This is a genomic window from Methylobacterium oryzihabitans (assembly GCF_004004555.2).
Taxonomy (GTDB): Bacteria; Pseudomonadota; Alphaproteobacteria; order Rhizobiales; family Beijerinckiaceae; genus Methylobacterium; species Methylobacterium oryzihabitans.
In genome coordinates this window covers 153,025-166,849 of record NZ_SACP01000008.1, presented here as the reverse complement: position 1 = coordinate 166,849, position 13,825 = coordinate 153,025, and the positions used below count along the sequence as shown (strand labels likewise).

General features: G+C 71.5%; 14 protein-coding genes. 7 read left to right on the top strand and 7 right to left on the bottom strand.

Features of this window, described 5'->3' with window-relative positions; all coding sequences use genetic code 11:
- Positions 1-152 precede the first annotated feature (152 nt).
- From paaC to EOE48_RS10365, 4 genes are read left to right on the top strand one after another with little or no spacing between them, the layout of a single operon-like run.
- Positions 153-929, top strand: coding sequence for a 1,2-phenylacetyl-CoA epoxidase subunit PaaC (gene paaC, locus EOE48_RS29795; protein ID WP_127728725.1), 777 nt, complete (start codon positions 153-155; stop codon positions 927-929).
- Positions 923-1,414 (top strand): 1,2-phenylacetyl-CoA epoxidase subunit PaaD, encoded by a 492-nt coding sequence (gene paaD / locus EOE48_RS29790; protein ID WP_127728724.1) that lies wholly within the window; start codon positions 923-925, stop codon positions 1,412-1,414. Before paaC ends, paaD begins: the two co-directional genes overlap by 7 nt.
- An 11-nt stretch (positions 1,415-1,425) precedes the next feature.
- Positions 1,426-2,529 (top strand): 1,2-phenylacetyl-CoA epoxidase subunit PaaE, encoded by a 1,104-nt coding sequence (gene paaE / locus EOE48_RS10370; protein WP_127728723.1) that lies wholly within the window; start codon positions 1,426-1,428, stop codon positions 2,527-2,529.
- A gap of 32 nt (positions 2,530-2,561) precedes the next feature.
- Entirely contained in the window at positions 2,562-3,461 is a 900-nt protein-coding gene (locus EOE48_RS10365) for a glycosyltransferase family protein (protein WP_127728722.1), read from the top strand.
- A gap of 4 nt (positions 3,462-3,465) precedes the next feature.
- On the opposite strand, the gene EOE48_RS10360 is transcribed toward EOE48_RS10365, so the two are convergent.
- The 3 genes from EOE48_RS10360 to argB form a co-directional block, all read right to left on the bottom strand.
- On the bottom strand, positions 3,466-3,882 hold the full coding sequence (locus tag EOE48_RS10360; protein ID WP_425463646.1) for a metallopeptidase family protein: 417 nt from the start codon (positions 3,880-3,882) through the stop codon (positions 3,466-3,468).
- A gap of 118 nt (positions 3,883-4,000) precedes the next feature.
- Positions 4,001-4,732: a pyrimidine 5'-nucleotidase gene (locus EOE48_RS10355; protein WP_127728720.1), complete on the bottom strand. Its 732-nt coding sequence runs from the start codon at positions 4,730-4,732 to the stop codon at positions 4,001-4,003.
- 109 nt (positions 4,733-4,841) lie between these two features.
- A complete protein-coding gene (gene argB, locus EOE48_RS10350; protein ID WP_127728719.1) occupies positions 4,842-5,759 on the bottom strand; it encodes an acetylglutamate kinase in 918 nt (305 codons plus the stop codon).
- 210 nt (positions 5,760-5,969) lie between these two features.
- Between argB and EOE48_RS10345 the strand changes: the two genes are divergently transcribed.
- On the top strand, positions 5,970-6,179 hold the full coding sequence (locus EOE48_RS10345) for a hypothetical protein (RefSeq protein WP_127728718.1): 210 nt from the start codon (positions 5,970-5,972) through the stop codon (positions 6,177-6,179).
- 12 nt (positions 6,180-6,191) lie between these two features.
- Here EOE48_RS10345 and EOE48_RS10340 read toward each other — a convergent pair whose 3' ends face one another.
- Positions 6,192-6,971, bottom strand: a complete 780-nt coding sequence (locus EOE48_RS10340) for an MOSC domain-containing protein (protein WP_127728717.1) — start codon at positions 6,969-6,971, stop codon at positions 6,192-6,194.
- 393 nt (positions 6,972-7,364) lie between these two features.
- On the opposite strand from EOE48_RS10340, the gene clpB reads away from it, so the two are divergent.
- Complete coding sequence (clpB, locus tag EOE48_RS10335) at positions 7,365-10,001, top strand: ATP-dependent chaperone ClpB (protein WP_127728716.1); 2,637 nt, start codon at positions 7,365-7,367, stop codon at positions 9,999-10,001.
- Between the two features lie 144 nt (positions 10,002-10,145).
- On the top strand, positions 10,146-10,874 hold the full coding sequence (locus EOE48_RS10330; protein ID WP_127728715.1) for a metallophosphoesterase family protein: 729 nt from the start codon (positions 10,146-10,148) through the stop codon (positions 10,872-10,874).
- 4 nt (positions 10,875-10,878) lie between these two features.
- Here the strand turns inward: EOE48_RS10330 and EOE48_RS10325 are convergent, their stop codons facing one another.
- The 3 genes from EOE48_RS10325 to yidC are packed head-to-tail and all read right to left on the bottom strand — an operon-like array spanning position 10,879 to position 13,764.
- A complete protein-coding gene (locus EOE48_RS10325; protein WP_425463645.1) occupies positions 10,879-11,265 on the bottom strand; it encodes a DUF423 domain-containing protein in 387 nt (128 codons plus the stop codon).
- 4 nt (positions 11,266-11,269) lie between these two features.
- On the bottom strand, positions 11,270-11,920 hold the full coding sequence (gene yihA / locus EOE48_RS10320; protein ID WP_127728714.1) for a ribosome biogenesis GTP-binding protein YihA/YsxC: 651 nt from the start codon (positions 11,918-11,920) through the stop codon (positions 11,270-11,272).
- A gap of 11 nt (positions 11,921-11,931) precedes the next feature.
- Positions 11,932-13,764, bottom strand: coding sequence for a membrane protein insertase YidC (gene yidC, locus EOE48_RS10315; RefSeq protein ID WP_127728713.1), 1,833 nt, complete (start codon positions 13,762-13,764; stop codon positions 11,932-11,934).
- Positions 13,765-13,825 lie beyond the last annotated feature (61 nt).

Genomic DNA, 13,825 nt, shown 5'->3' with positions numbered 1-13,825 from the left:
ACGCCGCTTCCGGAAAGGTCGCGACTGAACTGACATACGCCCCATCCGGCACTGTCGCGTTCCCCTCTCCCGGCTCACTTCGTTCGCCACCCTCCCCCGCAGAGGGGGGAGGGTCGGGGCGGCGCTTCCTTCGACCCAACCCGGGCCAACCCATGACCACCACCTCGATCACCCTCGCCGAGACCCCGCTCCTCGCCCTGGTGCTGCGGCGGGCCGACGATGCGCTGATCCTCGGGCACCGGCTGTCGGAATGGTGCGGGCACGGGCCGATGCTGGAGGAGGACATCGCGCTCGCCAACATCGCCCTCGACTGCGTCGGGCAGGCGCGGTCGCTCTACGACTATGCCGCGACGCTCGACGGGCGCGGGCTGACCGAGGACGACCTCGCCTATCGCCGCGACGTCGGCCAGTACCGCAACTGCCTGCTGGTCGAGCAGCCGAACGGCGACTTCGCCGCCACCATCGTGCGGCAGGTGCTGGCCTCGGCCTTCCTCGATCCGTACTGGCGCGCGATGACCGCCTCGGCCGACCCGACGCTGGCGGCGATCGCCGCCAAGGCCGAGAAGGAGACCGCCTACCATCTCCGCCATTCCGCCGAATGGCTGATCCGCCTCGGCGACGGCACCCCCGAGAGCCACGAACGGACGCAGGCCGCCCTCGACGACCTCTGGCCGTATTCCGGCGAGCTGATGGAGAGCGACGACGCCGAGGCGGAACTGGTCCGGGCCGGCATCGCCGTCGATCCGGCGGCGATCCGCCCGGCCTTCGACGCGACCGTGGCGATGGTGCTGCGCGAGGCGACCCTGACGGCGCCGGCCGCCCCCTGGCGCCAGGGCGGCGGACGGGTCGGCCGGCACAGCGAGCATCTCGGCTTCATCCTCGCCGACCTGCAATACCTCCAGCGCGCCCATCCGGGGGCGACGTGGTGACCGACGAGGCCCTGGCGCAGGCCGCCCGCGCCGCGGCGGCCGAGGTCTGCGACCCGGAGATCCCGGTCCTGACCATCGCGGATCTCGGCGTGCTGCGCGACGTCACCGTGCAGGACGGCACGGTCGAGGTGACGATCACCCCGACCTATTCCGGCTGCCCGGCGATGGACGTGATCGGGATCGAGGTCCAGACGGCGCTGGCGAAAGCCGGCATCGGTCCGGCGCGCGTCCGGCTGGTGCTGTCGCCGGCCTGGACCACGGACTGGATGACCGACGAGGGCAAGGAGAAGCTGCGCGCCTACGGCATCGCCCCGCCCCAGGGCCGCGCCTCGCGCCGGGCGCTGTTCGGCGAGGAGAGCGTCGCATGCCCGCTCTGCGGCTCGGCGAACACCGAAAAGATCTCCGAGTTCGGCTCGACCGCCTGCAAGGCGTTGTGGCGCTGCCGGGCCTGCCGCGAGCCGTTCGATTCCTTCAAGTGCATCTGACGAGGCGTCCGATGAGCCAGCATTTCCGCCGCCTCACCGTCCGGGACGTGCGCCGCGAGACCCCGGACGCGGTGTCGATCGCCTTCGCGGTGCCGGAGGACGACCGGGCCGCCTTCGGCTTCGCCCCCGGCCAGTACCTGACCCTGCGCACGACCCTCGACGGCGAGGAGGTGCGGCGCTCCTACTCGATCTGCTCGGGCGCCGACGACGGCGAATTGCGCATCGCCGTCAAGCGGGTCGAGGGCGGGCTGTTCTCGTGCTTCGCCAACGAGGCGATCGGCGCCGGCGACGCCATCGAGGTGATGCCGCCGATGGGCCGCTTCGGCATCGAAGCCAAGCCGATCGAAGCCAAGCCGGACGAAGCCAAGCCCGACGAGGCCCGCACCTTCGCGGGCTTCGCCTCGGGATCGGGCATCACCCCGATCCTGTCGATCATCCGCACCGTTCTGGCGCGCGAGCCGCAAAGCCGGTTCTTCCTGTTCTACGGCAACCGCGCGACCGGCTCGATCCTGTTCCGCGAGGCGCTGGAGGACCTGAAGGACCGCTTCCTCGACCGGCTGTCGGTGTTCCACGTCCTGTCGCGCGAGAGCCAGGACATCGCGATCCTCAACGGCCGCCTCGACGGCGAGAAGGCCGGGCTGTTCCTGCGCACCGTCGTGCCGGCGCGGCTGATCGACCGCGCCTTCGTGTGCGGGCCCGCCGACATGATCGACACCGTGACGGCGGCGCTGGCCGGGGCCGGGGTCGCGCCGGAGCGGATCCACGCCGAGCGGTTCACCCCGGCCGGCGACGGCCGGCCGCGCGCCGCCCGTCCCGTGGCGGCCGGCACGGCCCCGGCGGCAGAGGCCACGGTCATCACCGACGGCATCGCCACGCGGGTGCCGGTGCTCCCTGGCGAGACGGTGCTCGACGCCGCCACGCGGGCCGGGCTCGACCTGCCGTATTCGTGCCGGGGCGGGATGTGCTGCACCTGCCGGGCGAAGCTCGTGGAGGGCGAGGCCGAGATGGAGGTGAACTACTCCCTCGAACCCTGGGAGATCGAGGCCGGCTTCGTGCTCACCTGCCAGGCCCGGCCGACCAGCGGGCGGGTGACGGTGGATTTCGATCAGGTGTGATCGGCCGCGCCCGGATGGTGTAGAGCCGCCGGATGTCCGATCTTCCCACCGGCCCCGCGATCGCGGCGGTGCTGTACCGGCCGACGCCCGCCCACCTCGACACCCTGGCAGGTCTCGCGGCGCGGGCTCCCGCCGCCTACCTCTACGACAATGGCGGCCTCGGCGCCGTGGACCGCGCGCGGCTGGCGGCGATCCCGGGCCTGCGCCTCCTCGGCGACGGTCGCAACGCCGGCATCGCGACTGGCCTCAACGCCGCCGCCGAGGCGGCCCTGGCCGACGGCCGCCGGCACCTGCTGCTCCTCGACCAGGACGCGACGCCGGGGCCCGACCTGCCGGCGCGCCTCGTCGCCGCCCTGGAGCGGCTGGCGGCGGACGGCGAGCGGGTCGCGGTGGTGGGGCCGCAGCCGCGGGCCGGGGAGGGCGCCCACAAGCCGCCGCGCTACCCGGCCCGGCCCGGCGTGGTGCCGGTCGGCTCCCTCGATCCCGTCGATTTCCTCGCCACCACCGGCTCGCTGATCGCCCTCGACGCGTTCCGGGCGGTCGGGCCGTTCCGCGACGACTTCTTCATCGACGGCGTCGATCTCGAATGGTGCTTCCGCGCCTGGGCCCGCGGCTGGTCGTGCTGGGCCGACCGCGACACCGGCATCGTCCACCATGTCGGCGGCGGCACGATCCGCGCCCGGTTCCTGCCGGTGGCGATGCCGCGCCAGAGCCTGCCCCGGATGGCGACCTACCTGCGCAACAGCGTCTATGCGTGGCGCCTCGCTCATGTGCCGTGGCGCTGGCGGCTGCGGCAGGCGGCCTACCTACCGCTCCAGGCCGGGCTGTACTGGGCCGATTCCGGCTACCGGCCGGCGGTGCTCGCCCGCCTCGGCCGGGGCGTGCTCGACGGGCTCCGCGGCCGGCTCGGCCCACCCGCTGGGTTGGGCTGACGGGTCACGCCTCGGCGGCGTCCTCGATCGCCTGCATGTCGTCGTCGGACAGCCCGAAATGGTGGCCGATCTCGTGGACGAGGACGTGGGTGACGAGGTGGCCGAGGCTCTCGTCGTGCTCGGCCCAGTAGTCGAGGATCGGCCGGCGGTAGAGCCAGACCATGTTGGGGAACTGCCCGGTGGCGAGCGCCCCGCCGCCCTGCGCGAGGCCGACGCCGCGAAACAGCCCGAGCAGGTCGAACTCGCTCTCGCACGCCATCTCGGCGAGGGTGCCGTCGTCGGGAAAATCCTCGACCCGCACCACCACGCCGGCGCAGAGCGCACGGAACTCCTCCGGCAGCCGCGCGAAGGCCGCCTCGGCGAGTCTCTCGAAGGCGGCGAGGTCGGGAGCCTTCAGGCCGCTCCAGTCGACGGCTTCCACGAGCCTCACCACAGCTTGAGCTGACGGCCGAGCATCAGCGCCAGCACCACCACGGCGACGAGGCCGAGCCCGCGGCCGATGCGCCGGCCCCAGACCTCGACCGGATCGTCGGGCGGGCTCACGCGGCCAGCGCCGGCGAGACCCGGTCGGCGAGGAAGCCGGCGAGGTCGTTGGTGATGTGGTCGATATGCGGCGCCTTCACCGCCTCCTGCTCGAACGCCTCGCGGAACGGGTCGATGGTGCGCGGCACCACCAGCACCGTCGCCATGCCGAGGTCGTGGGGCACCACGAGGTTCTTGGCGATGTCCTCGAACAGCACCGAGCGGGTCGGGTCGACCCCGTGGCGGTCGAGGAAGCGCTCGTAGGCCGGTCGCTCGGGCTTGGGCACGAAGTCGGCGGCCGCGATGTCGAACACGTCCTCGAAATGGTCGAGGATGCCGAGCTTGCGCGCCACGTTCTCGGCGTGGCGGCGCGAGCCGTTGGTGAGGATCAGCTTGCGGCCCGGCAGCGCCTCGATCGCGTCGCCGAGGGCGGCGTTCAGCGCGATGCCGGAATGGTCGATGTCGTGGGCGAAGTCGAGGAAGTCGTAGGGGTCGATCTGCCACTCCGCCATCAGCGCCCGCAAGGTCGTGCCGTAGCGGTGGTAGAAGTACTTCTGGAGTGCCCGCGCCGACAGGCCGTCGAGCCCGAACAGGTTCATGACGTAGAGCGTGATGCGCTCGTCGACCTGCGGCCAGACCCGGGCGTCGTGCGGATACAGCGTGTTGTCGAGATCGAAGATCCAGGTGTCGATCCCGTCGAAGCCGCGGGCATGGGCGGCGGTGAGGTGGCTCTCGCCTGGCAGCAGCAAGATCGGGCCCGTTCCGACGACGAGGGGGCCCCACGGCCCCCGGACCGATACAATAGGCGAGCCGCGCCGGAAGGGAAGCCGCCCGCCGGAAGGCGGGCGGCTCGCGGCCTCAGGCGCTCTTCTGGGCGCGGATCAGCGTGCCGGCACCGTAATCGGTGAACAGCTCCAGCAGCACCGCGTGCGGCACCTTGCCGTCGAGGATGACCACCGCCTCGACGCCCTGCTCCAGGGCGTAGATGCAGGTCTCGATCTTCGGGATCATCCCGGCGGTGATGGTCCCGTCGGCGATCAGCCGGCGGCAATCCTCGATCGTCAATTCGGGCAGCAGCTTCTTGTTCTTGTCGAGCACGCCCGGCACGTCGGTGAGCAGCAGCAGGCGCTTGGCCCGCATCGCTCCGGCGATGGCCCCCGCGAACGTGTCGGCGTTGACGTTGTAGGTCAGCCCGTCGGCGCCGGCCGCGACCGGCGCCAGGACCGGGATCAGCTCGGCCTTCAGCACCGCGTCGAGGACCGAGCGGTCGACGTGCTCGGGCTCGCCCACGAGTCCGAGATCGACGTGGCGCTCGATGTGCGAATCGGGATCGACCACGGTGCGGGTGGCGCGCCGCGCCCGCACCATGTTGCCGTCCTTGCCGCACAGGCCGATCGCCTTGCCGCCCTCGGCCGAGATCCAGCCGACGATCTGCTTGTTGATCGAGCCGGCCAGTACCATCTCGACCACCTCGACGGTGGCCTCGTCGGTGACGCGCAGGCCCTCGCGGAACTCGGACTTGATGCCGAGGCGGTCGAGCATCCGGCCGATCTGCGGCCCGCCGCCATGCACCACCACCGGCTTGAGGCCGGATTGCTCGAGCAGCACGATGTCCTCGGCGAAATCCTCGGCCGCGGCGCGGTCGCCCATGGCATGGCCGCCGTACTTGATGACCACGACCTCCTCGTCGTAGCGCTGCATGTGCGGCAGCGCCTGGACCAGCACCTCGGCCCGAACGTGGGCGTTCGGCAGTTTGTCCGCTCCGGAGTCACTCATCGCCGCGGGGATCCTCTCGCTCGGGCCCGGCTGAGGCGGGCGCCGGCTTCTAAGCATCAAACGGCCCGCTGTCACACGGGCAGGGCGGAAAAAACGCCCGGACCCGCCGGTGCGCGATCCGTCCCTCCGGATGTCCGCAGGGTTACGTTAGGGAAATTTTAACCCTGTCGTCCGACTCTCCGGTGACTGCCTCTTCAGGGAGCCAGACCGATGCCGACAGCCGAGTCCCTGCTTCCGCGCCCTGCGCTGACCAGTCCTTCGCTCCTCGCGGCCACCGTGGCCTCGCTCGGCCGCAGCGCCGTCGACCGCCGCGACCTCTGGCGTCTGCTCACCGACACCTACACGATCGACCTCGATGCCCTCGCGGCGGTCCTCCCGCCCGAGGAGCCCGAGCCGGTCTGGCTGGCGGCCCGGGGCTGACGCCCGCTCCCCTCAGGCCGCGGGCTCGATCCGGAACCGGTCGCCGGCCGCCACGGTCCCGCCCGTCACGACCTCGGCATAGACCCCGCAATCGGCGTGGCCGAGGGCCTTCTGCAGGGCCGGCGGGATCGCGAGGTCGCGCGCGCCGGTCGCCGGATCGACGTTGGTGGCGGCACAGCGCACCGTGCGCTTGGTGACCCGCAGGCGCAGGCCGGCCTCCGAGACCAGTTCCGCTCCGACGAGGTCGAGTTCGGCGAACGGCGCCAGCCCCTCGACGTGCAGGTTGGCGCGAAAGCGCAGCGGATCGACCGCCGCCCCGACCATGTCCTCGACCGCGGCGACGCTGGCGAGGTTGACCAGCGAGACGTAGCCCCGCGGCGCGTCGGTGAAGCGGAAGCCTTCGGGCGCGGTCAGCACCTTCGGCGGCCCGCGCAGCTCGCCGGGCATGAAGCGGCGGAAGAACGCCTCGACGGCGAGCCGGCCCTCCCGGGTCCCGAGATCGGCCCGCACCGCCTCGCGGTCGCCCTCGCGGATCACCAGAGTCCGGGTCTCGTCGTCGTAGCGGGTGGCGAGCCGGGCCAGCGCCTCGTTGCGCATCAGCATCAGGAACTTGATCTTGGGCTGATGCACCGGCGCCGCCGGGTCGTAGCCGCTCGGCCCGTTCTCGACCGCGTAGAGCCGGTCGCCCGGGAAGTAGTCGCCGGCGGTCAGCGCGGCGCTGTCCAGCTTCTCGGGCGACAGGCCCTTCACCGGATAGCGGTGCAGGGCGGCGATGCGCAGGGTCTCGGTCATGGGGGCTCCCGGGGCGTCGGGCGCAGCTTCGGCCCCAGGGAGGGCGGTCGGTCAAGCCGCGATCGTCAGGCTGGTGCGGCAATGCGGCCGGGGCGCGGTTATAGGCAATCTGCAGAATGCCTATAACCGGCGGGCCGAAGGCGGGACGGCGAGCCGCCTCTGCCCGCCCTCCGCCCCGTGAGCGTTGCGCCCGGCGCAGGCCCCATGCCCTCCGTGTCACGAGGCCGTCGTGCTACGAGCCCCTTGTGTAACCGATTTGTCACACCACATCAGCGGAGCCGGCCGCTTCCAGCGAAGAGCCGGGCCCGGGCGCCCTTTCGGCGCCGGGCACCTGTCGTGACCGTTCGCGCCTCGTCGAGGGCGGGCGGGCTCGCACGAGAAGGGGAGACGCGAATGAATTTCGAGAAGTACACCGAGCGGGCGCGCGGCTTCGTCCAGGCCGCCCAGGCGCTCGCCCTGCGCGAGGGGCATCCGCAGCTCGCGCCCGGCCACGTCCTGAAGGTCCTGCTCGACGATCCCGAGGGCCTCGCCGCCGGTCTGGTCGACCGCGCCGGCGGCCAGTCGCGGGTCGCCCTGGCCCAGGTCCAGGCGTGGCTCGACAAGCAGCCGACGGTCTCGGGCGGCGCCGCGCAGCCGCAGGCGACGCGCGAGCTGATGCGCCTGTTCGACACCGCCGAGAAGGCGGCCGAGAAGGCCGGCGATTCCTACGTCACGGTCGAGCGGCTGCTGCTGGCGCTGGCGGTCGAGAAGGATTCGGAGGCCGGAAAAATCCTGGCCTCCGCCGGCGTCACCGCGGCGTCGCTCAACGGCGCGATCAACGCCCTGCGCAAGGGCCGCACCGCCGACAACGCCTCGGCCGAGAATGCCTACGACGCGCTCAAGAAGTATGCCCGCGACCTCACCGAGGCGGCGCGCGAGGGCAAGCTCGACCCGGTGATCGGCCGCGACGAGGAGATCCGCCGCACCATCCAGGTCCTGTCCCGGCGCACCAAGAACAACCCGGTGCTGATCGGCGAGCCCGGCGTCGGCAAGACCGCGATCGTCGAGGGGCTGGCGCTTCGCATCGTCAACGGCGACGTGCCCGAATCCCTCAAGGACAAGAGCCTGCTCGCCCTCGACATGGGCGCGCTGATCGCCGGCGCGAAGTACCGTGGCGAGTTCGAGGAACGGCTGAAGGGCGTGCTCTCCGAGGTCACCGCGGCCGAGGGCGGCATCGTGCTGTTCATCGACGAGATGCACACCCTCGTCGGCGCCGGCAAGGCGGACGGGGCGATGGACGCCTCCAACCTGCTCAAGCCCGCGCTCGCCCGCGGCGAGCTGCACTGCGTCGGCGCGACCACCCTCGACGAGTACCGCAAGCACGTCGAGAAGGACGCCGCCCTCGCCCGCCGCTTCCAGCCGGTCTTCGTGTCGGAGCCGACCGTGGAGGACACGGTGTCGATCCTGCGCGGCATCAAGGAGAAGTACGAGCAGCACCACGGCGTGCGGATTCAGGACGCGGCACTGGTCGCCGCCGCGACTCTGTCGAACCGCTACATCACCGACCGCTTCCTGCCCGACAAGGCGATCGACCTCGTCGACGAGGCGGCCTCGCGCCTGCGCATGCAGGTCGATTCCAAGCCCGAGGAACTCGACAACATCGACCGCGAGATCGTGCGGCTGAAGATCGAGGGCGAGGCGCTGAAGAAGGAGCCCGACGCCGCCTCCCGCGACCGCCTGGCCCGGCTGGAGAAGGAGCTCGGCGACCTCGAGGAGCAGTCGGCGGCGATCACCGCCCGCTGGAAGGCCGAGAAGGACAAGCTCGGCCACGCCGCCGAGCTGAAGAAGAAGCTCGACGAGGCCCGCAACGAACTCGCGGCGGCCCAGCGCCAGGGCCAGTACCAGCGGGCGGGCGAACTCGCCTACGGCATCATCCCGGGCTTCGAGCGCGAGCTCGCCGAGATCGAGGCCCGCGGCCAGGACGGCACCCGCGGCAACGGATCCGGCATGATGGAGGAGGCGGTGACGCCGAGCCACGTCGCCGGGGTCGTGTCGCGCTGGACCGGCGTGCCGGTCGACAAGATGCTCGAGGGCGAGCGCGAGAAGCTGCTCGGCATGGAGACGGCGCTCGCCAAGCGCGTCGTCGGCCAGGGCGAGGCGGTCGAGGCGGTGGCGACCGCGGTGCGGCGGGCTCGGGCCGGCCTGCAGGATCCGAACCGGCCGATCGGCTCGTTCATGTTCCTCGGGCCGACCGGCGTCGGCAAGACCGAGCTGACCAAGGCGCTGGCGCAGTTCCTGTTCGACGACGAGACCGCCCTCGTGCGCCTCGACATGTCGGAATACATGGAGAAGCACTCCGTCTCCCGGCTGATCGGCGCGCCTCCCGGCTATGTCGGCTACGAGGAGGGCGGGGCGCTCACCGAGGCGGTGCGGCGGCGGCCGTATCAGGTCGTGCTGTTCGACGAGATCGAGAAGGCGCATCCGGACGTGTTCAACGTCCTGCTCCAGGTTCTCGACGACGGCCGGCTCACCGACGGGCAGGGGCGGACGGTCGACTTCCGCAACACGCTGCTCATCATGACCTCGAATCTCGGGGCCGAGTATCTGGTGAACCAGCCCGAGGGCCAGGACACCGACGCGGTCCGCGACGAGGTGATGGGGGTGGTGCGGGTCCATTTCCGGCCCGAGTTCCTCAACCGCGTGGACGAGATCATCCTGTTCCACCGGCTGAAGCGCTCGGAGATGGGAGCGATCGTCGACATCCAGCTCGGCCGCCTGCAGCGGCTCCTCGACGAGCGGAAGATCGCCCTCGACGTTGAGGCCGACGCCCGCGGCTGGCTCGCCGAGAAGGGCTACGACCCGGCCTACGGCGCCCGCCCGCTCAAGCGGGTGATCCAGAAGGCGGTGCAGGATCCGCTCGCCGAGCAGATCCTGGCCGGGGCGGTGCATGACGGCGAGACCGTGCCGGTGCGCCTCGGCGCCGGCGGGCTCGTCATCGGCGACCGCGAGGTCGCGACCGAGCGCCGCCCGGCCGGCGTCACGCTGAACTGACCTGCACCCGCCCCCGGGACTTCGCGGTCCCGGGGACGGCCCGTAAGCCTTCCTTGAAGTTCGGGTGCTCTATCTGACGTCGGGGCCTCCGGCGGAACGGGACCGGAGCGCCGCCGGAGGCCCGTCACGCCGGGAGAGCCGCCCATGATCCGGACCGTGCTGTCGCGGCTGCGCAGCGGCCTCGCTCCGAGCGAGCGGATCGCTGTCGACGAGACCGTGACCTACGTGGTCGGCGACGTGCACGGCTGCGATACCCATCTCGACGCGCTGCTGGAGGGGATCGCCGAGCATGCCGGCGGCCGGCCGCGCAACCTCGTCCTCCTCGGCGACTACGTCGATCGCGGGCCCGGCTCGGCCCGGGTGATCGAGACCCTGCGGGCGCTCCAGGCCCGGGAGCCGGACCGGGTCGTCTGCCTGATGGGCAACCACGAATCGATGCTGCTCGCCGCCGCCGACGGTCGCGGCGAGGACATCTGGCGGATCAACGGCGGCGATGCCGTCCTGGCCTCCTACGGCGTGCGGCGGGCCTGCGACCTGCCGGCCGAGGTGATCGCCTGGATCCGCGGCCTGCCGACCGTGCACGGGGACGCGCTGCACTGGTACGTCCATGCCGGGTTCCGGCCGACCCTGCCGGCGCCCGATCCCGACGTGGGCCAGCGGCTGTGGATCCGCGAGCCGTTCCTGAAGGCCGACCACGATTTCGGCCGTCACGTCGTCCACGGCCACACCCCGATCGCCTGCGGCCGTCCGGAGGTCCGGCGCCACCGCACCAACCTCGATACCGGCGCGGTCTTCGGTGGGGCGCTCACCGCCGGCGTGTTCACCGAGAGCCAGGGACCCGCGGTGCAGTTCCTGCGGGTCACCCTGGAATAGGGGATCAGCGCCGCGGCAGGATCGCCGCGAGCCCGGCCAGCACCCAGCCCGCCATCAGCAGCACGCCGCCGGTCGGCGCCGCCATCGGGACGAGCGCGATGCCGGCCAGCGACCGCACCGCGAGGTCGCCGCAGAACAGCACCAGACCCAGCACCAGGGCGATCCCGGCGGCGCGCAGGACGCGCGCGTGGAGCCGGCCGGACGCCGCCAGCGCCACGAGCCCGGTCAGGGCGGTGGCGTGGAACAGCAGGAACTGCGCCGCGGTCGCGAGGCTCGGGCCGGCCTGGAGATGGGCGGCGGCGGCCGACAGCACCACGCCGAGGAAGCCGGCGAGCGCGGCCAGCGCGAGGACCAGCCGCTCGGGCCAGGGCAGCGGGGCGGGCGCCGTCATCCGCCTACGCCCGCTCGGAGAGGAGCCGGGCGATGCTGGCGCGCAGGTCGGCGATGCCTTCCTCGGTGCGGCTCGACGTGAGGATGATCTCCGGAAACGCCGCCGGCCGGCGGGCGAGCGACGCTCGGGTGGCGGCAAGGCGCGCCTCGATCTCGGACTTCTTCAACGCATCGGCCTTGGTCAGGACGATCTGGTACGACACCGCCGCGGTGTCGAGGCCGTCGAGCACCTCGGCATCGTTCGCCTTGATGCCGTGGCGCGCGTCGATCAGCACGTAGACCCGGGCGAGGTTGGCGCGCCCGCGCAGGTAGTCGTGGATCAGCCGCGTCCACGCCTCGACCTTGGCCTTGCCGACCGCGGCGTAGCCGTAGCCGGGCATGTCGACCAGGGTGACCTTGCCGCCGATGTCGAAGAAGTTGAGCAGTTGCGTCCGGCCGGGCGTGTGCGAGGTCCGCGCCAGGGTGTTGCGCCCGGTCAGCGCGTTGACGAGGCTCGACTTGCCGACGTTCGAGCGCCCCGCGAAGGCGATCTCGTGGCCGCGCATCGGCGGCAGCGTCTCGACCGACGGCGCCGAGGACAGGAAGTCGGCGGCGCCCGCGAAGAGCAGCCGCCCGGCCTCCCGCAGGGCGGCGTCCTTGTCCTCCTGCGACTCCATCGGGATCGTCCTCAGCCCTTGGTGGCCTTGGCGGGGGTCCGGCGCGAGAAGGTCGAGCGCATGTTGTCCCACAGCTCCACCTTCACGCCGTTGCGCCGCATGATCCAGTATTGTTGCAGCACCGACAGGGTGTTGTTCCACGCCCAGTAGATCACCAGCCCGGCCGGGAACGAGCCCAGCATGAAGGTGAAGATGATCGGCATGAAGGTGAACACCTGGGCCTGGACCGGGTCCGGCGGGGCGGGGTTCATCTTCATCTGCACGAACATCGTCACGCCCATGATGAGCGGCCAGATGCCGAGATGCAGCAGGTCGGGCGGGGTGAACGGCAGCAGGCCGAACAGGTTGAACAGCGAGGTCGGATCCGGCGCCGCGAGGTCGCGGATCCAGCCGAAGAACGGCGCGTGCCGCATCTCGATGGTGACGAACAGCACCTTGTAGAGCGCGAAGAAGACCGGGATCTGGATCAGCACCGGCCAGCAGCCGGCGACCGGGTTGATCTTCTCCTTCTTGTACAGCTCCATCATCGCCTGCTGCTGCTTCACCTTGTCGTCGGGATAGCGCTCGCGGATGGCGGTCATCTCCGGCTGGACGGCCTTCATCTTGGCCATCGAGACGTAGGAGCGGTTGGCGATCGGCAGGAAGAACAGCTTCAGGATGAAGGTGACGACGAGGATCGACACGCCGAAGTTGCCGAACAGGCGGTAGAAGAAGTCCAGCGCCTTGAACATCGGCTTGGTGATGAAATAGAACCAGCCCCAGTCGATCAGCAGGTCGAAGCTCTTGATGCCGAGCGACTTCTCGTAGCCGTCGACGGTGCCGACCTCCTTGGCGCCGGCGAACAGGCGCTGGGTGGCCTGGGCGGAGGCGCCGGGCGCGATGGTCTGGGCATCGCCGAGGCTGCTCGCCTGATAGACCTTGGTGGCGCCCTCGTCGCGCTCGGTGAAGGCGCCGGTATAGGGGCGGGCCTGATCGGGGATCGCGGTCGCGGCCCAGTACTTGTCGGTGATGCCGACGAAGCCGCCGGTGACGCCGGTCCAGCTGTGGCCGCGGCTGCCGGCGCCGCCGAGGGGATTCTCTTTGGCGAGCTTGTCGTAGGTGTATTCCTGCAGGCCCTGGTCGCCGAGGACGCCGATCATGCCCTCGTGGAGCACGTAGTAGCCCTGAGTGTGCGGCTTGCCCCAGCGCGAGACGAGGCCGTAGGGATGCACGGTGACCGGGGCGGTGCCCGTGTTATCGACCGCGTCGGTGACCGTGAACATGAACTTGTCGTCGACCGCCAGCGTGCGGCGGAAGACGAGGCCGGCGCCGTTGTCCCAGGTCAGGGTCAGGGGCTTGCCCGGGGACAGCGCGTCGCCGTCGGCGGTCCAGAGCGTGTCGGAGCCGGGCAGCGGGCCGGCATTCTGCCCGACCCAGCCGAATTCGGCGTAGTACGGGTTGGCGCTGCCGGCCGGCGACAGCAGCACGATGCGCGGGCTCTGCGGGTCGACCGTCTCGTGGTAGTTCTTGAGCGACACGTCGTCGATGCGAGCGCCGCGCAGGGCCACCGAGCCGGACAGGGCCGGGGTGTCGATGCGGATGCGCGGCGAGGCGGCGACGGCCTGATCGCGCGGCTGCGCGGCGCTCGCCTGCCCGCCGGGGGCGCCCGGCAGGGTGCCGGGCAGCGGGGCGGACGGTCCGCCCTCCTGCGGGCTGGTGGCCGGGCGCGGCTGGGCGGCCTGCTGCGCCAGTTGCTGCTGGCGCTGGCGCTCGACCTGCGGCGCGCTGACGAAGTAGTTCCAGCCGAGCAGCACTGCCAGAGACAGCACCACGGCGATGATCATGTTCGTCTTGTCGTTGCCCATGGTGGATCCGCGACGCCTGCCGCCTCAACAGCGGGGCCGGCGCGGGATCACGGCGTGTCCC